The sequence below is a fragment of the Ruminococcus sp. BSD2780120874_150323_B10 genome (assembly GCF_015553695.1).
Taxonomy (GTDB): domain Bacteria; phylum Bacillota; class Clostridia; order Oscillospirales; family Acutalibacteraceae; genus Ruminococcoides; species Ruminococcoides intestinale_A.
The window spans coordinates 1-23,025 of sequence record NZ_JADNHD010000021.1; the positions used below are offsets into that span (position 1 = coordinate 1).

General features: G+C 37.2%; 20 protein-coding genes. 2 read left to right on the forward strand and 18 right to left on the reverse strand.

Features of this window, described 5'->3' with window-relative positions:
* Positions 1-810: 810 nt before the first annotated feature.
* Entirely contained in the window at positions 811-1,434 is a 624-nt protein-coding gene (locus I2E21_RS10995) for a cytidylate kinase-like family protein (protein WP_195411357.1), read from the forward strand.
* Between the two features lie 274 nt (positions 1,435-1,708).
* Here the strand turns inward: I2E21_RS10995 and I2E21_RS11000 are convergent, their stop codons facing one another.
* Entirely contained in the window at positions 1,709-2,449 is a 741-nt protein-coding gene (locus I2E21_RS11000) for a M23 family metallopeptidase (RefSeq protein WP_195411358.1), read from the reverse strand.
* A 169-nt stretch (positions 2,450-2,618) separates the two neighbouring features.
* On the opposite strand from I2E21_RS11000, the gene putP reads away from it, so the two are divergent.
* Positions 2,619-4,169 (forward strand): sodium/proline symporter PutP, encoded by a 1,551-nt coding sequence (putP, locus tag I2E21_RS11005; protein ID WP_195411359.1) that lies wholly within the window; start codon positions 2,619-2,621, stop codon positions 4,167-4,169.
* Between the two features lie 52 nt (positions 4,170-4,221).
* On the opposite strand, the gene I2E21_RS11010 is transcribed toward putP, so the two are convergent.
* From I2E21_RS11010 to I2E21_RS11090, 17 genes are all read right to left on the reverse strand, one after another.
* Complete coding sequence (locus tag I2E21_RS11010; protein ID WP_195411360.1) at positions 4,222-5,427, reverse strand: HAMP domain-containing sensor histidine kinase; 1,206 nt, start codon at positions 5,425-5,427, stop codon at positions 4,222-4,224.
* Positions 5,424-6,080 (reverse strand): response regulator transcription factor, encoded by a 657-nt coding sequence (locus I2E21_RS11015; protein ID WP_195411361.1) that lies wholly within the window; start codon positions 6,078-6,080, stop codon positions 5,424-5,426. The genes I2E21_RS11010 and I2E21_RS11015 overlap by 4 nt, the downstream gene beginning before the upstream one ends.
* Positions 6,081-6,129: 49 nt before the next feature.
* Positions 6,130-8,811 (reverse strand): FtsX-like permease family protein, encoded by a 2,682-nt coding sequence (locus I2E21_RS11020; RefSeq protein ID WP_195411362.1) that lies wholly within the window; start codon positions 8,809-8,811, stop codon positions 6,130-6,132.
* Between the two features lie 3 nt (positions 8,812-8,814).
* The gene (locus I2E21_RS11025; RefSeq protein WP_022234856.1) at positions 8,815-9,486 is read right to left on the reverse strand and encodes an ABC transporter ATP-binding protein; all 672 of its coding nucleotides are present in this window, start codon (positions 9,484-9,486) and stop codon (positions 8,815-8,817) included.
* Positions 9,487-9,551: 65 nt separating this feature from the next.
* On the reverse strand, positions 9,552-9,944 hold the full coding sequence (locus tag I2E21_RS11030) for a hypothetical protein (RefSeq protein ID WP_195411363.1): 393 nt from the start codon (positions 9,942-9,944) through the stop codon (positions 9,552-9,554).
* A gap of 51 nt (positions 9,945-9,995) precedes the next feature.
* Positions 9,996-10,589, reverse strand: a complete 594-nt coding sequence (locus I2E21_RS11035; protein WP_195411364.1) for a DUF4093 domain-containing protein — start codon at positions 10,587-10,589, stop codon at positions 9,996-9,998.
* Positions 10,590-11,633, reverse strand: a complete 1,044-nt coding sequence (gene holA, locus I2E21_RS11040) for a DNA polymerase III subunit delta (protein ID WP_186935931.1) — start codon at positions 11,631-11,633, stop codon at positions 10,590-10,592.
* Positions 11,634-11,643: 10 nt separating this feature from the next.
* A complete protein-coding gene (locus tag I2E21_RS11045) occupies positions 11,644-13,785 on the reverse strand; it encodes a ComEC/Rec2 family competence protein (protein WP_195411365.1) in 2,142 nt (713 codons plus the stop codon).
* 25 nt (positions 13,786-13,810) lie between these two features.
* Entirely contained in the window at positions 13,811-14,347 is a 537-nt protein-coding gene (locus I2E21_RS11050; RefSeq protein ID WP_195411366.1) for a phosphoribosyltransferase family protein, read from the reverse strand.
* A 12-nt stretch (positions 14,348-14,359) separates the two neighbouring features.
* Positions 14,360-14,701: a histidine triad nucleotide-binding protein gene (locus tag I2E21_RS11055; RefSeq protein ID WP_195411367.1), complete on the reverse strand. Its 342-nt coding sequence runs from the start codon at positions 14,699-14,701 to the stop codon at positions 14,360-14,362.
* Positions 14,702-14,760: 59 nt separating this feature from the next.
* The gene (gene plsY / locus I2E21_RS11060) at positions 14,761-15,480 is read right to left on the reverse strand and encodes a glycerol-3-phosphate 1-O-acyltransferase PlsY (protein WP_195411368.1); all 720 of its coding nucleotides are present in this window, start codon (positions 15,478-15,480) and stop codon (positions 14,761-14,763) included.
* Positions 15,480-16,802 carry a ribosome biogenesis GTPase Der gene (der, locus tag I2E21_RS11065; RefSeq protein WP_178586178.1) on the reverse strand — a complete coding sequence of 441 codons (1,323 nt, stop codon included), beginning with the start codon at positions 16,800-16,802 and terminating at the stop codon, positions 15,480-15,482. The genes plsY and der overlap by 1 nt, the downstream gene beginning before the upstream one ends.
* A 7-nt stretch (positions 16,803-16,809) precedes the next feature.
* The gene (locus I2E21_RS11070; protein ID WP_195411369.1) at positions 16,810-18,117 is read right to left on the reverse strand and encodes a DUF512 domain-containing protein; all 1,308 of its coding nucleotides are present in this window, start codon (positions 18,115-18,117) and stop codon (positions 16,810-16,812) included.
* A 107-nt stretch (positions 18,118-18,224) separates the two neighbouring features.
* Positions 18,225-18,413, reverse strand: coding sequence for a 50S ribosomal protein L32 (gene rpmF / locus I2E21_RS11075; RefSeq protein WP_022234847.1), 189 nt, complete (start codon positions 18,411-18,413; stop codon positions 18,225-18,227).
* 28 nt (positions 18,414-18,441) lie between these two features.
* Complete coding sequence (locus tag I2E21_RS11080; protein WP_022234846.1) at positions 18,442-18,936, reverse strand: DUF177 domain-containing protein; 495 nt, start codon at positions 18,934-18,936, stop codon at positions 18,442-18,444.
* An 801-nt stretch (positions 18,937-19,737) separates the two neighbouring features.
* Positions 19,738-21,426, reverse strand: coding sequence for a hypothetical protein (locus tag I2E21_RS11085; RefSeq protein WP_195411370.1), 1,689 nt, complete (start codon positions 21,424-21,426; stop codon positions 19,738-19,740).
* Between the two features lie 200 nt (positions 21,427-21,626).
* A complete protein-coding gene (locus I2E21_RS11090) occupies positions 21,627-22,466 on the reverse strand; it encodes a cohesin domain-containing protein (RefSeq protein ID WP_195411371.1) in 840 nt (279 codons plus the stop codon).
* Between the last annotated feature and the right edge of the window lie 559 nt (positions 22,467-23,025).

Here is a 23,025-nt window from a genome sequence, read left to right on the forward strand (position 1 = left end):
ATTTCTGATGCTTTGTTGTGTGCATCTCACTGTAAATCTTTGAGTATCCTCAAAGTATTACGGGTTCCTTTATCTTTCTCGTTGTTTAATTTTCAAGGTCCTACGCACTTTTTGGAAAGTTTTTTGTCGGTTCTTACCGAACCTCTCTCAACAGTGCGTGAACCATTATATCACACTTATTTTTGTTTGTCAACACTTTTTTCAAAACTTTTTAAAAGCTTTACACAGTGCTTTCAAACTTTTCTGTTGTTTTTTTGCTTTCCTCAAGCGACTTTGTTATTATATCACCCCTTTTTACAAATTGCAACCCCTTTTTTCAATTTTTTTCAAAAAATTTTAAATAATTTTTACTTTATCCTTATAAACTCAATATATAGTGTTTACATATATGGAATATACTATTTTTAGTCTGAAATAATACTCTCTCACATATATATCTAATAAAATCAAGTATCACGATTATTAAATTTAAAACTGATTTAATTTCAAAAATTACTTTTATCTTTAATAGTATATATGTAATCTTAAGATAAAGTCTTATATTGATAAATAACTGTATTACAGTCAATTACTTATTTCAACTGTATAGTTTATATATCAGACAGACTTCGTACAAACTCAATATATTTCTTATGTGCTATATGGTAATAGTGCACAAAGCAACTCAAATCAATTTATATTGATTACACAAATTTTGTAAAAATTGTATAATTCATTTGATTTTTTAAAAAATTATGATATTATATATATGTATAGAGTAAGTAATACAAGTTACTTTTCCATACATTTCTTTGCACCGGAGGTTATGATATGAGCTGCAATAACATTATTACAATTACAAGACAGTACGGTTCAGGCGGTCACAACATAGGAAAGGCTCTTTCAGAACGCCTTGGCATTCCATTCTATGATAAGGAGCTTATATCTTTAGCAGCTAAAGAGAGCGGAATTAGTCCTGAAGTATTTGAAAATGTTGATGAGAAGGCTACAAACAGCCTTTTGTACTCTCTTTCATTAGGACTTTATAATTACGGTAACGGTTTTTCATCTATGGGTGATTTACCTGTTAATGACAAGCTCTACATTTTACAGCACAAGATTATCAAGCAGCTTGCCAATAAAGGTCCATGCGTATTCGTTGGCAGATGTGCGGATTATGTTTTGAAGGATCACCAAAACCTCGCTAAAATTTATATCTATGCTGACATTGATGTAAGAACTAAGAGAGCAGTCGAAAGACAAAGTATTGATCCCGCTCGTGCAAAGCAGGCAGTATTAAAAGCAGACAAAAACAGAGCAAACTACTACAGTTTCTATTCAGGAAAAAAGTGGGGCTTGGCAGATAACTATGATTTGTGCATTAACAGTACAGCTCTTTCTACCGAGCAGGCAGTTGACATTATTTGTGAATACTTAAATATTATTAACAAGTAATCCTGTATAATTCCTGCACTTCCTGAATATAATGGTATTGTTTACTATAATATAGGAGGTGTTTTTATGAGAATTATTGTAATGGATATTGATGATTTTATCTTTGGCAATGAAGAATGGCATCAGAGCGAAAGATAACCGTACTTTGTAAAATTGTAAATCGTGAATACGAATAAGATAAAAGTGATGGCTGAAATCAACCATCACTTTTTTGTTTGCCCCTGAAACGATACGAGGGCGTGCTATAATTATATCTATGATAAAAACGGAGATTTTATTCCCCATTGCTGATAAATGAAAGCGGGTCTGCAAATTGTCTGTCTATCTTAACGGCAACATGAATATGATTTTTGTCGTGTACTTCACAAGGAACTGCACCTATTACACCGATTTTCTGTCCGTTTTCTACCGAATCGCCTTCTTTTACGGTTATTCCGTTTAATCCGCTGTAAATAACTACGGCATTATCGGTTGCAATCTCTACCGTTTTTCCGTACAGTTTATCCTCGTCAACCTTTATTACCGCTCCGCCTGTCATTGCGGTTACCTCATCATCAAGCTCGCCTGCAAAATCCACTCCGAGATGCGATTTCCATACATTAAGACTTTTATAATACACTGTTTTCTCGCTGTATTCTCTTATAATGTTTTTCTGATTTAGCGGATAACTTAGAGTTAAATCGGTTGAAAGCATAGTTTGTAAGGCATTTCTTGTTGTGTCCTGCTCGGTAGGTTCGGTGTAAGGGGGAATTGTAACCGATATTGTAGGAACAGTTATTTCATTTGCAACTTTAGGAAATGTAGTTTCCTCTGCAATCTCCGTTATACCTGTCACCTGATTATTTACCTCCACTGCCGTGGTGGTGGGTTGCTCCGTAGGTTCTTTTGCTCCCGATATAGTATTATATGTTGAATACACTGCCATAGTTACGGCTATTAAGCAGATAGAAAGCGCAGTATAGAATCCTGCCTTTTCATATCTGCTCTTTTTCTTTCTGCTGTTATTTTCGCTCATAAATAGCACCTCCGTTGTTATTATTGGCTCTGCTGTAATAAATATACAATTATATAAAAATATTTTATTGTATAAATCTGCTACAACATTGAATTTACTTGATTTTTTTGCTGAAATTTGGTACTATTAAAGAGTATTTGTGTTTAATAACAAAATAGAGGAGGAAAATATGAGTACAGCAAATATAATAGTTTTATGCTCCTTTGCGGCATATATGGTCATTATGATAATTATTGGCTTTGTATCGTCTAAGGGCACAAAGAACAACGAGGACTATTTCCTCGGCGGACGAAATCTTGGCGGCTGGACCGCTGCACTCTCTGCACAGGCTTCCGATATGAGCGGTTGGCTGCTTATGGGACTTCCGGGTTCGGTTTACCTTGCGGGAACAGGTGAGGTATGGATAGCAGTCGGACTTTTGATCGGTACTATACTCAACTGGTACATTGTTTCGGCACGATTAAGAAAATATACAATCGTTGCAGGAAACTCACTTACAATTCCGAGCTTTTTCCAGAACCGTTACCGTGACGATAAGGGCGTAATAAAAATGGTATCTGCCATTATTATTGCAATATTCTTCACAGTATATACAGCCTCGGCATTCAGTTCGGGCGCAAAGCTTTTCGCTACACTTTTCGGCAACGCCGAAAACTACAACACTGTATATACAATCGGTCTTATAGTTGCTGTAATTGTAATTCTTGTTTATACATTTCTCGGCGGATTTAAGGCTGTTTGCTACACTGACTTTATACAGGGACTTTTAATGCTTGTTGCCATTATGGCGGTTCCGATAATCGCTTATGTAGCTCTTACATATAACAACAGTTTCTCACAGTCACTTATCGACAGCGGTGTAACAAACCCGGATAATTACCTTAACTTCTTTAAAAATGATGACGGTTCAAATGTTTCTGCCGTTTCCATTATTTCTAACCTTGCATGGGGACTCGGTTACTTTGGTATGCCACACATTCTTATAAGATTTATGGCGGTAAAAAGTGACTCTGAAATCAAAAAGTCAAGAAAAATTGCTATCGTATGGGTTATCATTTCACTTGCCGCATCTTGCCTTATCGGAATTGTTGCAAGAGGTTACCTTATCGAAAACCTTGACGCTACAGCAAGCGAAACAGTATTCATCAGACTTATTCAGCAGATCTTCTCCGATAACGGAATAATGATATTCATCGGCGGTATATTCCTTTGCGGTATTCTTGCCGCTATTATGTCAACAGCCGACAGCCAGCTCCTTGTTACCGCATCTGCCGTATCAGAGGATATTTACAAAGGCGTTAAGAAAAACGCTACAGAGAAAAGTGCTCTTAACATCGGTAAGGTTGCGGTAGTTGTTGTTGCAATTATCGGCTTTGTAATTGCCATTAATCCTAACTCAAGTATTATGGGACTTGTTTCTGACGCATGGGCAGGTTTTGGCTCTGCTTTCGGTCCGGTTGTACTTCTTGCGTTATTCTGGAAACGCTCAACACTTGCAGGTGCAATCAGCGGTATGGCAACAGGCGCACTTACAGTTATTGTATGGGACTATTTACCGCTCGTAAACGGTGCAACTCTTTACAAAGCAACAAATCTTTATTCTCTTGTTTTAGGTTTTGCGCTTGCGCTTATCGTAAATATTATAGTTTCTCTTATAGCAAAGAAACCTTCAAAAGAAATTCAGGACGAGTTTGATTCAATCAAAAGCATTGAAATCTAAGATACAAAAACAGGTTGTCGCAATTAAGCGGCAACCTGTTTTTTGTTGATATTCAGTTGTTGAAGAATTTTATTACAAATTCACTGCCTTTATTAAGTTCAGACGATACACTTATGTATCCGCCTTGCTTTTCAATAATCGACTTTGCAAGGGCAAGTCCTATGCCCACACTGTCATCACTTGAATTTTTGCCCTTATAAAATCTCTCAAATATGTGCGGCAAATCTTCTTTATCTATACCGCTGCCGTTATCCTTTATACTGATTTTCGTATAAAGTTTATTTTGCTCAGCGGTTATTTTTATGTTTCCGTTGTGCGAGTGTTCAATACAGTTTTTAATTATGTTCGTAATAGCCTCACAAAGCCATTTTCTGTCGCAATTAAGAATTATGTCATTGCAGTCGGTTTCAAGTCTTACACCCAAAATTTCAGCCATTACAGCGGTATTTTTAATACATTCATCAACAATGCTTTTCACCTCAACCTGCTCATATCTGAATTTAACCGCCTCTGCGTCAAGTTTTGATAACTTAAGAAGACTTTGCACCAAAAAAGAAATAGTATTCGTGTTGTGCTTAATATCATTTAAAAATTCACGCCTGATTTCAAGCGGCATATCGTCATCATCTAAAATATTCTCCACCATAACAATTATTGAAGTGAGCGGAGTTTTGAGCTGATGTGATATATCCGACAATGATTTTTGCAGGTTTTCCTTGTCTTTCCTTGAATTTTCCGCCTGCTCTCTGAATTTTACGGTTGTACGATAAATCTGATTATCAAGCAGAGAAAGCTCGTCCTCGTTGTTCTCGTCAATCTGCAATGAATAATCGCCAAGGTTAATGCGTTCAATCCGCTTTGCTATTTCCATAGTCTGTTGCTTTTGCATTTTTAAATATAATAAAAATATCACTATAAAAGCAATGCCAAAGGCTAAGCAAATAATTGCCGAAATAACTACATATTTATACGAGCCTTGATTGTTGTACGAAACCCAATCCTTTTCGGGGTAAATTCCGTACTTATTTAAAAATTCCGAATTATCCGTATATTCGGTTTTATTATTAAGTATTTCGGCTACTTCTTTTTCGCTGACATCAGGGTATTTTTCAAGCAGTATATTTACAAGCTGATTTATGGTATCGTTACTTGTTTTTCTTATATTCTCAAGACCGATAAAAGTAAAAACAGCTGATATTACACAAAATACAATTGTTACCGCAAGACCCGCACATACAAACTTTTGAGCATTTTTCATTTGCTGACCTCCGCAACCTGATAACCCAAGCCCTTAACCGTCTTTATAATATCCGCATCAAGTTTTTTGCGTATTCTCTTGATATATACGGTAAGCGTATTGTCATTTACAAAGTTGCCCGATACATCCCATATTTTTTCAAATATAAGTTCTCTCGTTACCACCTTGCCGACATTCTGCATCAGCAACGACAGTAATTTGTATTCAAGTGCGGTAAGTTCAAGCTGTTTTCCGTTTTCAAACACCGCCGATTTATCCAAATCAAGCGTAACGCCCGATACTGTAATTATGTTCTTTTTACTGTTTTTATTCGCCACTCGCTTTATGCGTGCAATAAGTTCTCTTGTAGAAAAAGGCTTTGTTATGTAATCGTCCGCACCAAGTTCAAGTCCGTTTACTACACTGTCTTCATCATCAACAGCGGTAAGAAAAATTACAGGCAAATCGGAATATCTGCGAATTTTTTTAAACAAATCAAAGCCGTTTCCGTCGGGAAGCATTATATCAAGCACTGCTGCATCATAATTAAAAGGTGCTTTTCGTACAGCCTCGTCTAAACTAAGACAGTATTCACAACTGTAGCCGTTCTGTGCAAATGCATACTCAAGTCCTTTTATTATGCTTTTGTTATCCTCAACAAGCAGTATCTTCATACTAACACTTCCCTTCTTTTGTGATTATATCACCCTGTAAGCCGATATGTCAAATATTATCGTTGCGTATGGTTTCAATTATATTCTGTTTATTCACTTTGCTGATAGAAATTTTCATAATAAGCCATACAACAAAGAATACGAACACTATGCTTATGAGTACAGCCATAGTCGGGAATGAATAGTTAAGCATAATGGTATTTCCCGTAGCCTTAAATATAGCATAACCTCCGAGCAATCCGAGCGGAACACCGATAAGCAAGGATTTTAAACCGTAGAACAAACTTTCAAGTCTTATCATTCTGTTAAATTCTTTCTTTGTCATACCGATAGACTTGAGCATCGCAAATTCCTTACTGCGCAAACGCATATTGGTATTGATTGTGTTAAATACATTTGTTATACCGATAAGTGAAATTACAATAATAAAACCGTAAGCAAAGATTGCAATAATAAGCACAATGGCATTCATCTGTTCTTTTTGCTCGTTAATATTAAAAACATCAAGATTTTCTATATCAAGATTATTTATATATTCTACCGTATTTACAGGGTCAGCCGAATCAATAACAATGACTCCTGTTGTATAGTCATTATCCTCGGCAAACAGCTTTTTAAAATAATCCTCACTTACAAGCACACTTCCCTCATTTAGGGTACTCATAATACTTGAAACTATAGACCCCGGCACTTCCTTATTAATTGTATCATATATAACAAGGTCAACAGACTTATAATCATCCGGATTATATACAAAATCAGGATCTGTTTTCTGAATTTCTTTAATATCATCCTCAGTATATGACGGGGTTCCGTTAGGATACAACTTTACAACAGTGTTCATAGGCAAGTCAAATTCCTTACCCTTGATAAGAATATTATCCGAATTGTAGTATTTAAAATCATTCGTAATAAGTGCTTTATCCTTGACATCATCATAATTATATCCAAGTGCGGTTACATACTCCTTAAAGCTCTTATTATCCACACCAAACACATACGCTAAATCGCCGCCCGATAACTCTGCCGCTTTGGCATCCTCCGTATAATAATCGGTAAGCCCCACTATATTGCCATAATAATTTTCACAGGCTTTTATGCTTGAATTTATATCCGTATCAGCAATGATTCTTTTGTAAACATTTTCGTATTCATCATATGACAGCTTATCGTTTGCATGTACAGTAATATTGTAAGAAATATCCTTAAAGTGATCACCTGCAATTTTTAATCCGTACTCAATAAAGGTGGAAATTGAAATAAACATTGCAACTGTTATAATAATAGAAATTACAGTAGTGCGGTACTTCTTTTTACTGCGTTTAAGGTTTTTATAGGCAATTTCTCCGCCCACACCAAACAGCTTTTTAATAAATTTCGGTGATTTATAGCTTTTCTTTTTATTAATCTTAATGTCGTTGTTGCCTCTGATTGCGGTAATCGGAGCAATTCTTGAGGCTCTGAAAGCCGATGAAAGCGTAGAAAACAGAATAATAACCGCTGACATTACAGCAGAAATAACCGCTACCCACCATGGAACAGCATAAACAAATGAGATTCCGTTCAGCATATTTTCGAGCAATGCGTTCAAAATTACCACAAGCAGCGCAATTACACCTACGCCAAGCAAAATGCCTGCCGGAATACCGATTATGCCAAGCACAAAGCCCTCAAAAAGCACATTATGCCTTATCTGCTTTGATGTAGCACCGATTGAAGCAAGCATACCGTACAACTTTGTTTTTTCGGTAATTGAAATTGCAAAGCTGTTGCGGATAACAAAAATACTTGAAATTGCAATAATTACAATAATTATTACAGCTAATGATAAAAGCATTCTCATATACTCGTCACTTAGCGCAAAGCCTTTGTATCTCAGCAAATCTTTGTTTATACTCGCCTCATCAAAATCACCGTTTTCAAGATAAACTTCAAAATTATTTTTTAAACTCTCAAAATCGTCACCCGTTAAATTTAAAATTTCACCGCTCGTTGTAATATAATTTTTTTCACCGTCTGATGTAAAGCTTATAAACAAATCATTTATATCGGCATTTTCTTCAGCTAAAGTGAAAGCGGAACTGCTCGCAGAATTGCTGTCTGCCGCAAAATATGATGAAGAAACCTTATTAAACACACCTACAACAGTGTAAGTCTTTTTATGAGTATCGACAAGTTTTTCCAAACCATTTTCGTCAATAAAATGTTCGGTATCGTTTAACGGTATTTCCGCACCCGATACATAAACTCTTTTGTCTAAGTCAAGTGTAATTGTATCGCCTATTTTAAATTCCGCTCTGCTGTTCTCAATTACACTCTGCGAAAGCACAAGTTCGTTTCCGTTTTGCGGAAGTCTGCCCTCTTTAAGTGTAACATTAAAGCAGTCTGTAAATGATTTTTCGTTAAATGCGACCACATTTATGTACGGCTTTGTGTCAAATTTCGCCTGCGGCAGATATGCGCAACCGAGATTTTGTTTTATATAAATGTCCTTTACATTTCTGTTTGCCTGCGCATTGTCAATAATTTTTTTGTTTGCTCCTTTTACAAATAAATCATAATTACCCGTAATATTAATTTGTAAGTTTACCATTGTCTGTTGTGCGCTTGCCGCCATACCGGCAACAACCATAATCAAAGCGCACGAAAGCATAATACCGATAATCGTAACAATCGTACGGCTTTTATTCAACTTTAAATTTTTAACAGTAAGTTTATTCAGTATCTTCAAGCCTTACGCCTCCCTTAAAATTTTGCCGTCCTGAATTGTAATAATTCTGTCGGCTTCCTTTGCAATTTCAAGATTGTGCGTAATCATAATTATTGTCTGATTAAAGTCACGGTTAGACATTTTCAAAATACTCATAATTTCTTCTGTGGATTTTGAATCAAGGTTACCTGTCGGCTCGTCAGCAAGCAGAATAGCCGGATTATTTATTAAAGCTCTTGCAATCGAGGTTCTCTGTTGCTGACCGCCCGAAAGCTCGTTTGGCAGATGATTTTTTCTTTCAAAAAGTCCGAAAGACTTTAAAATCAAATCCATTCTCTCTTTGTCGGGTCTGTTACCGTCAAGGTCACACGGAAGAGAGATATTTTCTTCCACCGTAAGAATCGGAATAAGATTATAGAACTGATACACAATTCCAATCTGCCTGCGTCTGAAAATAGCAAGTTTATCATTATTCATATTATTTATTTCGTTTCCGTCTATATAAATTTTGCCGCTTGTCGGTCTGTCAACACCGCCGAGCAAATGCAAAAGCGTTGATTTTCCGCTGCCGCTTGCGCCTACTATAGCAACAAATTCGCCCTTATTTACAGACAAAGAAATATTGTCAACCGCATTTACAATATTATCTCCCTCTCCGTAGGTTTTTACAAGATTTTCAACTTTGAGTATTTCCATAATAATTCCTCCAAATTTATTTTACAGGTTTATTATAAATACTCATAATGACGCTAAAGTGACTGCTAAATAATTTTTTTGTTTTTACAAAGCAATTTGCATATACCGCTTATCGGAATACACAAAAGAATCCAGAGCATACTGTAAAACGGGCAGATCTGTCCTTTAAAATTCAAGGTGCAGTTACTGTAATCCCAAACATTGAGCTTGCACTTTACATTTACAATAAAACCGCATATGCCCTCCATAAATGTAATAATCGCTCCGCCGATAAGGCACTTACTGCGCAGGCAAAGTTTCGGGAACTTTTTATATACTCTGAAAATAGCAAGGAAACAGCTCCCACCCGTAACCGCCATAGTCCAGTGCGTTTTTCTCCGCCACAATATTTCAAGCAAAGCATAAGCAACTCCGCCGATTGAAAACAGGATACAATCACATTTTAATCTCTTTAACAAAAAAATCACCGTTTTTATTATGTCCAAAAACGGTGATTTAAATTCTGATTATTAAATTTCCAATTCATTAACTATATTTTTCAGTTCATCAAGCGAATATAAGCAATTGATTGCCGACAGCATAGCATTGGCAGTAAGGTAAGACGGCATATCTAAGTGCTTTAACAAGGCTTTTCTTAATTTCTCGGAGTTTTCCCTGCCGGTAAGACCGAGCCTGTATAAGTCGGCTTTTGTTACCTCTTCTCTGTCTGCCTGTTCATCTTCACCGATTATTGTAGCTCCGCTTTTGCGAATTGCCTTGATAATCACATTATCGCTCACTCCCTCAACACCAAGAAAGCCCTCTTTTGAACCGTGCGCCTTACGCTTTTCCTTGCCGTTTATCTGCGGTATGTAGCAATGCTTTATCTTACTTTTGTCAACCGTACCACGCAAAAAATTTCTTATAACAAAGCCTGCGGAATCGCTGTCAGTAAATACAAGTATTCCCCTCGTCTGTGCTATTTTGCGGATAAGCATTTGCTTTTCTTTATCCGAAAACACACGGAAACCGTTTGTTTCGATAATCGTTGTGTCTACAAGATTTTTCAATTTTATTTTGTCATATCTGCCCTCAACTATTATTGCCTCTTTTATTTTCAGCAATTAAACTCTTCCCCTCTCAGCGGTCAGCAAAAGCTGTGCAATCAGTTTTTCAAAGAACACTCTGTCATTTACCGAAACACTTTTAAATTCGGTTTCCGCCTGCAAAAGCAAACTAAGCGATTTTCTTAAAGCCTGCGTAGAAACTCGCTTTGTTGCCCTTCTTGCATTATCAAGTACAAACGCTCTGTTTTTATAATTAAACTTACTCGCAACCTCCGTTTTTTGTACGCCGCTTTCATCAGCAACTCTGATTCTGTATGCGTCTATAAAAGCCTGCGATAAAATAAAAAGCATATCCGCCGTCTTTTCCTGCTGATAAAATAAGGTGTCAAGCGTATTAAAGGCTTTTTGTGCATTGCCGTTAAGCACAGCGTCCGAAAGCGCAAAAATCTTTGATTCAAGTGTAACCGTCGCAAGTTTTTCTATGTCTTCGTCAGAGATTTCCTCTCCCTTTGCATATGCGGAAATTTTATCTATCTCATTTTTCAGCATATTAAGGTCACGACCGCAAAGCGAAATAAGTTGTGTGGCATTTACCTGTGAAATGAATTTTCCGTTTGCATTCGCCCATTTTGCAATAAACTTAACAAGCTCGTTTTGAGTAAGAGTATTGAACTCGCAAACGATTCCGTTTTTATCGGCATATTTTTTTAATGCAGGCAAAACGGTTTTATTTTTAACAGGTTTTACAGACGGCAAAGAAACTATAAATACGCAACCGTCAGGCACCGCCTTGTATATATCTGCAAACCTTGCGTTATCATTTGCATTAAATTCATCGAAAGCCGCATCGCTTACGAGAACACAGTTAAATTCACTCATAAACGGGACTATTTGTACAGAGGCGGCAAGCTCGTCAAAATTAATGCTGTCACCAAATGAATGAAAATTAAACTCTGACGGTGTCTTACCTGCTACAGCCGTAACAAGCTTATCGGTATATTTTTTTACATACATTTGCTCTTCGCCGTAAATCAAATACACCTTTGCAAAATTTCTTTCTTTTATATGCTTGTCCATCTGTTTATCTGTTAGTACAGCCATATTTCCTCCGTCAATCAATAACAATCTGCAGATTTTTGTCCCGTACAAAAATCATATCTTCGCAATCTTTTGCGTTTGCATCGTAGGTATTCGTAATAATTTTTTTACCGCAAATATCTTGCAAATTATCTCCGTCTTTATCGGTAATTATGTAATCTGCTTTTCTGTGTTTTTCCAAAATATCTTCTGCCTTGCAATTACCGTCAAGTAACAAAACAGTGGTGCTTTCGGTGCTGATATACTGGTACACACCGCTTTCCGTGCTTACTGCTTCATCTTTGGTTTCCGAATTTAAATTAAGCGTAAAACTTTTATTTACAGTAAAATATTTTACATTACCGTTATCTTCATTCTCACCTTTACTATCATATATCAAAACATCCGATTCGTCAAATTTTGTTTGGAAAATATCGGCATAAAGCAAACTTCCGTCCGAATCCGAAGGCACAATCAAAAAATCAAGCAAAGTCGTATCTTCCATAATATCAGACACGGCATAATATACATTTGTTGCTTCTCCGCCGCAGCTGACAACCGAGCAATTTTTTCCACGCTTTACCGTAACCGTATTTCCTCCCGTTGCGTAAATATTAATGACGGTTGTATTTACATCAATTACGGAGTAAACCGCAAAACCGAGTGCAAGAACACACAGCGAAATAACAGTGCTCTTAACGGCATAGTTTGCTTTGTTTTTAACAAAATATCCGACAATCACCATAACCGCAATAAGAGCAAGCCAAATGTAAAAATACGGTTTTCGTGCGTTTACCGAAGAAAACGGAATATCCGAAAATGTGCCGACAATAAAAATTACATACTTACTTAACTGCTCACATACAAAGGTAAGCGGATAAGCAATAATACTTACAATTCCAAAGCCGTAAAGAATCACCGCAAGCAACGCACAAGCTACAAGTACGCTTACCGCAGGCGAAAGTATAACGGAAAGCAAGATTGAAAATACCGATACTTTACCAAACATCAACACTGAAATCGGCATTGTCCATACAGTGGCAGAAACGGAAACAGCAAATAAGTTTACTGTAAATTCAACGGGCTTTTTAAGTCTTTTCAATTTTGCAAATTTGCCCATTATATAAACTGTAATTTTTCTTGCCCACAATATTATTCCAAGCGTTGCTGTAAAAGATAAAAGCATACCCACATCGGCAACAGCTGTAGGATTGGGTACGGTGAGAATTAAAGCCGCAATTCCGAGCGAATTGAGCGAATCTCCTTTGCGCATAAACATTTTTCCCGAATACACTACGGCAAGCATTACTCCCGCTCTTACAACAGACGGTGCAAATCCTGTTACCGCCATAAATGAAAATGCGCATATAAGCATTATCATCGAACGCAAAACTCTGTTTTTTATAATTTTCTTGATACACAAAAATACAAAACTGCTGATTATGGCAAGATGCATACCCGACACAACTATCAAAAAACTTACGCCGCAACGGGTAAAATCGTTCTGAATTTCTTGCGATAAAGCGGTTTTTTCTCCCAATAAAACCGCTCTGCACAGTGATGCGCAATCCTGCGACATATTTTGTTCAAAACTGTCCGCAAAATTTTCTCTTATCTTTAAAGCTTGATAATACAGAGGCTTGTCATCGGTATTTTTTACAATATAAGCAAAGTTTTTATTAACAGATGCCTGTAAAAACGCACCGTCAGCAATCATCTGACTTTTAGTACATTCTTTTAATGGCAAAACACAGCTTATTCTGTCAAATTCTTCAACATTTAATTCATTAATTGTTGAAAGACAGATTTTCAGTTTTTCGATTTTTCCGTTTATACTATCGGTTTCAATTAAATATCTGTAAGTATCGTACTGCACCGTGGGTTGCTCAAATACAGTTGCCGTCACATATATTTCTCTTTCGGAATATTTATCTACAATCGGCTGTTTAACAAATATATTATATCCGCTGAAAATCGTACTTGCAAATGCTGCTGTCAAACAAAAGCAAAGCACCGTATGCCGTAAATTTCTATTTTTAAGTATAAAGAGCGAAACAATCGTTCCGATAAAACACACAGCGGTTAATATTGCCGCTGCTAAATCCGACTCTAAATAAAAAAGCGCCGCTTGCACAGAAAGATAAGTAATACCAATCAATGCAAACGGTCGTTTCATAAAATTCAATCCTTATTTATCAGTTTTATTTAAAAAACAGCGGCAATTCCTCAAGATAAATAATATCTTTTCTGCCTCTTGCGTCACCTTCGGCAAGCACAGCCGCTTTACCTACTATATTTCCGCCGGCCTTAGTAACAAGCTCTTCAATTGCCTCAAGGCTCTGACCTGTTGAAACAACATCATCAACAATCAAAACTCTTTTGCCCCTAATAAAGTTTGCGTCACCCTCGCCAAGATAAAGCTTTTGCTCATTCTCGGTTGTGATTGACTTAACATTTACTTCAATAGGGTTTCTCATATAAACCTTAATGCCTTTACGGGCAACAACATAATTTTTGCAGCCCTGTCTTGCCATTTCATAGCAAAGAGGAATACCTTTTGCCTCTGCCGTAACAACAACATCGTGTTCAGGGCAAATCTTTAACAGTTCTTTAGCAGATACTTCGGTAATTTCAACATCGCCAAACATAATAAAAGCTGCAATATCAAGTTTATCACTTACAGGAAAAAGCTCAAGTTCACGCTCGTGACCTGCAATAGTAATTTTATATGTAACCATCGTACTCACCTCTTAAGCCATATTTTCAGCAAGCTTTTTGCCGCCGAGTAAATGGAAGTGCAAGTGCTTTACTGACTGACAGCCATCCTCACCGCAGTTATTAACAATACGATAGCCGTTCTCAAGACCAAGTGATTTTGCAATCTCCGGAATTTTTGAGAATATGTAACCGACTATCTCACAGTTATCGGCAGTAATTTCATCAGCACAGCAGATATGCTGTTTCGGAACAATAAGAGTGTGAACAGGTGCTTGTGGATTTAAGTCCTTGAATGCAAGGATTTTATCATCCTCATAAACCTTTGTAGACGGAATAGAACCGTCAACTATTTTACAAAAAATACAGTCAGACATAATATTCGACCTTTCAATAAAATTATCCGTCATTATTTTACAACTTTTGCAAAAGTCCGTCAAGCGTTTGTCTTTTTCTTTGCGGTAATTTTCTTTTCTTCGCCACGCATAAGTCTTTTGATGTTATCCTTATGCTTAACAATAACAAATATACCGATAATCAATGCCGCAACCGTTGACAAGATAACATAGCCTAAAGAATATCCGTTCGGATAATCAAACAAGAATGTTGCAAGGAATGTAAATGGGCCGTAAAGTACAGCCGCTGTTATGCTCGAAAGCGAAATGATTTTTGAACAAGCAAAAACAATAAGGAAAGCTGCGATAACCGCAATAAATACTCTCCAATCCTCGCTTGCTATAAGAGCGGCAGCGGTTACAACACCTTTACCGCCTTTAAAGTGGAAATAAACAGGATACGAATGTCCGAGTATTGCAAAAATACCGGCTATATACTTGCCGCAGTTGCCAAATTCATTTGAAAGAATCTGACTGTCTGCAGGAATAGTCGAGAAAATCAACCAGCCGATAATAACCGCAACCACACACTTAAGTGCGTCACATACGATTGTAAAAATTGCAGGCACTTTTCCTACGGAACGCAGAACATTTGTAAATCCTGCATTACCGCTGCCCATTTCACGAATGTCTTTCTTACCGCCCGTTACAATCTTTGTAACTATAACGGCTGTATTCACACTGCCTAAAAGATAAGCTATAACGGCAGTAATTATAATTCTCCAACAATTATACGCTAAAAACGATAAATAAAAATTCATTACTTTTCGCCACGCTCCCTGATAATAATTCTGATTGGTGTGCCCTCAAGTCCGAATGCCTCTCTGATTCTGTTTTCAAGATAGCGCTGATAAGAAAAGTGGAATAATTGAGCGTTATTACAGAAGAAAATAAATGTCGGCGGCTTAACCGATGCCTGGGTAACATAAAAAATCTTTAATCTCTTGCCTTTATCAGACGGTGGCTGAACTCTTGTTGTAGCCTGTGCAAGCAATTCATTGAGCATACCTGTTGTAATTCTTCTTGCAGACTGCTCCGCACAGCTTACAATAAATTCAAACAACCTGTCAATACGCTGACCTGTCTTTGCAGAAATAAATACCTTAGGAGCATAAGACATAAATGCAAAGTCTGTATCAAGTTTTTTCCTGAACTCCTGCATTGTCTTGTCGTTTTTCTCAATTGCATCCCATTTATTTACCGCAAGAATACAAGCCTTGCCTGCCTCGTGAGCAAGTCCTGCTACCTTTGTATCCTGCTCGGTAACGCCTGCCTCTGCGTCAATCATAATAACGCATACATCACTGCGTTCAATAGCCATCTTTGCTCTGATAATACTGTACTTTTCAATATCATCATAAATTTTATTCTGACGACGAAGTCCTGCTGTATCGGTAAAGTTAAATTTACCGTACTTATTTTCAATCATTGTGTCAATGGTATCTCTTGTAGTACCCGCAATGTCAGAAACTATGCAGCGCTCCTCGTTTGTAATTTTATTAATGAGCGATGATTTACCTGCATTTGGCTTGCCTATAACAGCCACATTAATTACTGTGCCGTCATCCTCGCTGTCCTCTGTAAAATCAAGGTGTTCAAACACATTGTCAAGCAAATCGCCCGTGCCGTGTCCGTGAACAGATGAAACCTGAATAGGATCTCCGAGTCCGAGATTATAGAATTCATAAAATTCAGGAGTCGGTTCGCCGATTCCGTCACATTTATTTACACAAAGCACAATCGGCTTGTTTGATTTCATAAGCATCTGCGCAATATCCATATCTGTGGCAACCATACCTGTTTTGCCGTCCGTAACAAGGATAATTACATTTGCGGTATCAATGGCAAGTTGTGCCTGTCTGCGCATCTGCGACAAAATAATATCGTCGGATTTCGGTTCAATACCGCCTGTGTCAATTATAAACGCTTTTTTGCCGAGCCATTCAACCTCGCCGTAAATACGGTCACGGGTAACACCCGGTGTATCATCGACTATTGAAAGTCTTTGACCGATAAGTTTATTAAAAAGTGTAGATTTACCGACATTCGGTCTGCCTACAATCGCAATTACAGGTTTATTCATTCTTCTATCATTCCTTTACCGTGATAACTTCTCTTACAAGTTCGTCACCGTTGTTATTTACAATTCCAAGAGAAATATTAAGCTCACGCTCAACATCTTCAACCGAAACATCATCAAGGAAAATGTCATTTTCAAATCTAAGCATAGATGACGGAATAAAAAGTTTGTCGCCAAGGTCTTTGTCTTTCAGCTGGTCAATCAAGTCACCGCCTGTGACCAAACCCGACACATTAACTCCTCCGCCAAAAAAGTTATTTTTAATTGCAACAACATTTATCTCTATATTCGGAAATTTTGTTGCAATAATCTTCATCATATCTCTCAAATAAGGTGCAACAGCCTCGCCGCATGCCATAGTCACCTTATAATTCAATGCATCATTGTACTCGCTGTCCTCCACAGCAAACTCAATTTCTTCTTTAAGACAGGCAATCATACCAATACCGTCTTCTACGGCGGGAAAGCCCTCATAAAAATCAGGATCGGGAATCGGTCTGTTAGCCTTTATATAAAATTCATCGCCGGCATAAAAAATTCTTCTGCCGTACTTTTTAACACATTCATCACCGAATTTTTCGATTATATCAAGCGTCTGTGCGGCAGTTTCTTGATTGTATTCCGTAAGCGGATATAATCCTTGACGGTATTTTGTAAGTCCTACAGGCACGACAGCGGTCATATTAACTCCAAGTTTTTCAAGATCGGTAAAAGTACGGATAAGTTCATCACCGTCATTTATACCGGGGCAAGCAACAATCTGACAGTTAAGACTGATTCCTGCCTTTGCAAAACTTTCAAGATGTCTTAACGCATCACCTGCAAAACGGTTATGCATCATCTTACAGCGCAGTTGTGGATTCGTAGTGTGAACCGACACATTTATCGGGCTGATGTGCATTTTTATGATTCTGTCAATTTCGTGCTGTGTAAGGTTTGTGAGCGTAATGTAATTACCAAACAAAAATGAAAGTCTGCTGTCATCGTCTTTAAAATAAAGTGATTCACGCATACCTTTAGGCAATTGGTCTATAAAACAGAAAATACACTTATTACGGCAACTCTTTTGCTCGTCCATCAGATAAGTTTCAAACTCAAGACCGATTTCCTCGTATTCACTTTTCACAATACGCACTGTTCTGATTTCGCCGTTTTTATCTTTAATCTCGAGTGTCAAATCTCTGTTTACCTGATAAAAACGGTAATCGAGGACATCTTCGATTATATTTCCGTTAATACTAAGCAGAATTTCACCGCTTTTAATTTTTGCTCTGTCTGCGTGACTGTTAGCAGTCACACCAAATATATTTACAGCCACGAACTCACCTCACACTTATTTTACACAAAAATCACGAAAAATTCAAGGTATCAGAGCAAAACAAAAGGGCGTACAGAATTCTGCCGCCCATAATGTTTGTACCGTAATTAGTTCTCGTTAGCTTTTACGATTACCTGTCTGCCGTTATACATACCGCAGTTGCCGCAAGCTCTGTGAGCTGCCTTGTACTCACCGCAGTTAGGGCAAATTACAAGTGTTGGAGCGTTGAGCTTCCAAACTGTTGAACGTCTTGAACTCTTTCTTGCGTGTGAAGTTTTTCTCTTTGGTACTGCCATTACAAAGACCTCCTTACAATAACATATATCAATCCATAAGTTGTTTAAGAATCTCGAGCCTTGGGTCAACCTGCTTTTTATCACAATCGCATTCACCCTCATTAAGATTATGACCGCACTGACTGCACAGTCCTTTACAATCTTCTTTACAGAGGTTTTTCTGCGGAAGCGACAACAGCACATCAGAAATAACCGTTTCATCAAGGTCGAGCACAAAATCAGGTGTTTCAATATAGTCGTCGTTGCCGTCAGTTTCAAGAGTACGGGCAAGCTTATGAGTAAACTTGTACTTCATCTTCCTTGTAAATTCTTCTCCACATCTGTCGCAGCTGCGAACATAGTCAAAGCTGACAAGCAAAGTAAGGTCAACAAGTGATGCCCTGTTTCCTGCTGTTGCGGTAATATCAAGCGGTGTTTTGAATGGAAAAACGCCGTCAATGTCAATATTGCTTATATCCAGCTTATAGCTGATTGTTTTTTCTTCGCCTTCATTTTGAAAGACACTTTTAAGTTCAAAAAGCATAATTGCACCTCTTGACCGCATAAACGCATATTAAAACGCTATTGATTATTATACAAAAGTATTTGCGCTTTGTCAACTGATATTTACGATAAATTCTTCATAAATACGCTATTTTTTTAATTTTTTTCAAAATTATTATTTATAGGAATTATAAGTAAAATTCATTGTCAATGCACAAAATACAAGTTATAAATTTAAGTAAATATCAGACATATTAAAATGAGTTTATAGGGTATTTTTCTGTTCTAAATTTTGGTTAAACTTGATAAATTGGGTTTAGCGGAGTGTCGGTCGGGCATTGAAATTTAGCTAACGCTAAATTATCCTCCCAAAGGCAAAAAAATTTACTCAATTTTTTCAAAAATTGCGGGTTTGGGCAGTGCCCATAAAAATCTTCCGATATAACGATTTATCAAACGCAAACAGCCACGCTGTTTGCGTGCTTGCACATAGTTTGAAAAACAGGCGACAGCATTTTATAAAAGAAATAATTAACTTTTCATTATATATCGAATGGCTTTTTTGTTGCTATCGCATTTAAGGGCATTCGCCGTTGCGTTCAAGCCGCCAAACAGCTCCCTGTTTGGCTATCGTCAGATTGTGTAAGCGGAAAGTATTTGTGGGCTTTGCCCACACCCACAACCTTTGAAAAGGTTGACCAAACTTTTATAATTATTTGTTAAAAAATTTTACAAACCATAATTTACACAATTTTTCTGAAATTTATTCTTAATCATAATATCAAAAATGGGCTGACCTGTCAGGTCAGCCCAAAGAAATCTAAATTATTACTAATTAAGATTAGAACATCTCTCTCTTGCGAATGACGAACATTACGCCTGTAGCAGAAACAAGAAGAGTAAGAATTACAACTGCGAGTGTAGCGTCACCTGTCTTAACTGTGTCGTTATCATTGTTAGTTGTGTTGTTGCCGTTATTAGCTGTATCAGCTGTGCCCGGCTTAACTGTTGCGCCTGTCGATGATGTAGCATCTTCAGTTGCAGGAGCAATTGTTGTGTTGCTACCATCTGTAGCCTGTGTTGAAGCAGGAGCTATTGTTGTTTCAGGAGCCTTTGTTGTCTCAGGTGCCTTTGTTGTTTCAGGAGCCTTTGTTGTTTCAGGTGCCTTTGTTGTCTCTGGAGCCTTTGTTGTTTCAGGAACTGTTGGCTCTACATATGTTGACTCTGTAAGAGTTGTGTTTGTGAATGTAAGTGGAGCTGGATCCTTAATTGTGAAGTCAACTACAAATGAGTTCATAGAATTAGGATCAAGGCTCATTTTGTCAGGATCAAGTGCGCCTGTTGTAAGAACTCTTACATTGAGGTTGATTGTTGTTTCAACATTCTCAGGCTCGCCGATTACATCGAATGTAACCTGTACGAAAGGCTTTGTTGAATCAATCGGATAAAGTGAAAGGCTAGAAGCGTTAGAATTTATCTTACCTGGGAGCTTTGTATTGAATACATCGCCGCCTGCTGGTGTGATCTGAGGCATAATGTTGAGCTTTCTGCCTGATGAATCAAGGTTGTTAGCGTTCTTGTACTCAAGAACAGTGTTATCAAATGTTAAGTACCACTCAAGGTTTACAAGATCTCTGTCTGTACCGAGGTAGTAAGTAACTGTAACCTGCTTTGTTGAGTTATCATACACAGCCTTAGCCTCTGGGAATACGTTTGATGTAGCGTAAACTGTAAGAGCAGGCTTTGAAACAGGAGCAGGAGCTGTTGTAGCTTCCTCTGAAGCTGTTGTTTCAACTGCCTCTGTTGTAGCTACAGTTGCGTCAGGCTCTGTTGGTGTTGGTTTAACACCGTCCCTTTTATCCTTAAGTGCCTGTTCAAATGACATATACTCTGTGTTGTAAACAGCGCCGTCACCCTTTACAGGTGTGTAACCATATTCGCCGTTACCATAGTAGTAGTACCACTGACCGCCGCATGTAAGCTTCTGGTTGAGTGGGTTCTCTTCAATTCTGTTTTCATCAATAACATAAATCATGTTATTGAAATTTCTGACACCTTCCGGATAAAGCTCGTTACTAGGATCGTCTTCATCAGTTTTAGGCCAGTAACCCCAAGCCTCTTCACCATCATCGTCTACACATGTAACATCTGATGTCTGAGCAGCCTTTGTGTACTGAGGAGCCTCTGGATCTGCACCGCCGTCAACATAGTTGTTGAAGATGAGCTTAGGAACATCCGTTGGAACATCAATACAGAAAATGTTTTCGTTCTCAGTTTCTTTAACCTTATACATATCCTGCCATGTTTCGCACAAATCTGTGCCTTCCCACCAGTATGCACCTGTTGATGTTGTGAACTCATTTTCCCATCTCTGTGGCATATAGAAATAATATCTATATGTTTCAGTTCCCTCTGAAGGAACATAGTAACCATCGCTGTCTGTGTCAGCTGAAACGCTAACTGCTGCAACTGCTACCATTGAAGCAGAAAGAGCCATAGCCAACATAAGACTAATGATTTTCTTGGACATTAGAAATTTCCTCCTATAAAAATATGTTTCCGATATACTCGGTATAACAATTATATAATAATTTGCTCAAAAAATCAAGGCTTTTTCAAAAAAACAGGTCGATTATAGGGTGTAATAATAACCAAAAATCAGTTACAATTTTTAAACAATTTTTAAACAATTTTTAATTTTGCAATAAACAGTCAAAACTGTTCGTCACTTTAAGTCATATCGTTGTCAATATTGTCACTATCAGTATTCAAACCGTTTTTCGTATTTTCTTTATGTCTGAAATACATAACTCCGCCGATTGCTCCGCCTATCAGCAGCAAGCCGCAAACGATTACAATCGTTGTAACCGATGCACCCGAACCCGATTTCTGCACATCAACATATTGCGTATTGCCTTGGTTATTTTGCGGCATCATTGTTGTTTTTTCGCCGATTACAGCTTTATGGTCCGTTTTTTCATCTGTATTATCATTTCCTTTACCGTCTATATAATTAATAAAATTTCCCTGGTAAGTATTTATATATTTTTCCGCTTCTTCAACAATCGGTGTTTTTTCTGACACAACAGTTTCTCCGTCTGACTTAATATCATAGGTTATGGTATATGCAGTAAGAGTATTCATATCGCTGTCATACATTTCTTTAATAAAATATGTAACATTAGTATTTCCGGATTTTTTAACCTTAAAATTCATAGATACAAGCTGTGTACGGGATGAAAAGCTTGCATAATTTGATATATCAGAGAAATTAAAAGTCATATATCCGTCAAGATTTCCATTATAAATCACACCGTTCAAATTATCAAAATTAATAGAATCAGTGTCAATTTCAAGGTAATCTGTATCATAAAAAACATATGCCTGCATACCCATTACATCTTTTGATGCATCAGCAATATACATTGAATATGTAAATGTGTCCCCCACAGCAACAGAAGCAGCATCGTTAATTTTCACTTCTTCCGCCGCATTTGCATTTAGAGGTACTGCGCAAAGCATCATAAGTGCAGAACAACAAGCTAACGTAGTTTTAATTTTTTTAAACATAAAATCAATTCCTTATTTATAATACATTTATTATATAATATTATAAACAAAATTTCAACGAACTTATATAAAATTTAATTTGAATTTTATGTGATAATTTTAATAAAGAAATAAATCTATGTTGAGTTATATTTTAAACATAAGATAAACACCATAAATTGTGGTTTAACGGAGTGTCGGTCGGGCATTGAAATTTAGCTAACGCTAAATTATCCTCCCAAAAACAAAAAAGTTTACTCAATTTTTTCAAAAATTGCGGGTTGGGGCAGCGCCCATAATATTTCCCTATATAACAATTTATCAGGCGCAAACAGCCACGCTGTTTGCGTGCTAAAACCAAGTTTGTTAAAACAGGCGACAGCCATTAAAAAAACCTATTTTTTTTTAATGAAATAACGAATTTCTTTTCTCATTGCTATCGCTTTTTAAGGCTAACGCCGTTGTGTTCAAGTCGCCAAACAGCGAGCTGTTTGGCTATCGTCAGATTGCATAAACGGAAAGTATTTGTGGGCTTTGCCCACACCCACGACCTTTGAAAAGGTCGACCAAACTTTTATAA

Coding starts and splice junctions, on each gene's coding strand:
- I2E21_RS11085 (WP_195411370.1), bottom strand. CDS start 21,426: ATGTCCAAGAAAATCATTAGTCTTATGTTGGCTATGGCTCTTTCTGCT.
- der (WP_178586178.1), bottom strand. CDS start 16,802: ATGAATAAACCTGTAATTGCGATTGTAGGCAGACCGAATGTCGGTAAA.
- I2E21_RS11050 (WP_195411366.1), bottom strand. CDS start 14,347: ATGGTTACATATAAAATTACTATTGCAGGTCACGAGCGTGAACTTGAG.
- holA (WP_186935931.1), bottom strand. CDS start 11,633: ATGGCTGTACTAACAGATAAACAGATGGACAAGCATATAAAAGAAAGA.
- I2E21_RS11025 (WP_022234856.1), bottom strand. CDS start 9,486: ATGGAAATACTCAAAGTTGAAAATCTTGTAAAAACCTACGGAGAGGGA.
- I2E21_RS11015 (WP_195411361.1), bottom strand. CDS start 6,080: ATGAAGATACTGCTTGTTGAGGATAACAAAAGCATAATAAAAGGACTT.
- I2E21_RS11010 (WP_195411360.1), bottom strand. CDS start 5,427: ATGAAAAATGCTCAAAAGTTTGTATGTGCGGGTCTTGCGGTAACAATT.
- I2E21_RS11045 (WP_195411365.1), bottom strand. CDS start 13,785: ATGAAACGACCGTTTGCATTGATTGGTATTACTTATCTTTCTGTGCAA.
- I2E21_RS11000 (WP_195411358.1), bottom strand. CDS start 2,449: ATGAGCGAAAATAACAGCAGAAAGAAAAAGAGCAGATATGAAAAGGCA.
- I2E21_RS10995 (WP_195411357.1), top strand. CDS start 811: ATGAGCTGCAATAACATTATTACAATTACAAGACAGTACGGTTCAGGC.
- I2E21_RS11055 (WP_195411367.1), bottom strand. CDS start 14,701: ATGTCTGACTGTATTTTTTGTAAAATAGTTGACGGTTCTATTCCGTCT.
- rpmF (WP_022234847.1), bottom strand. CDS start 18,413: ATGGCAGTACCAAAGAGAAAAACTTCACACGCAAGAAAGAGTTCAAGA.
- plsY (WP_195411368.1), bottom strand. CDS start 15,480: ATGAATTTTTATTTATCGTTTTTAGCGTATAATTGTTGGAGAATTATA.
- I2E21_RS11090 (WP_195411371.1), bottom strand. CDS start 22,466: ATGTTTAAAAAAATTAAAACTACGTTAGCTTGTTGTTCTGCACTTATG.
- I2E21_RS11080 (WP_022234846.1), bottom strand. CDS start 18,936: ATGCTTTTTGAACTTAAAAGTGTCTTTCAAAATGAAGGCGAAGAAAAA.
- putP (WP_195411359.1), top strand. CDS start 2,619: ATGAGTACAGCAAATATAATAGTTTTATGCTCCTTTGCGGCATATATG.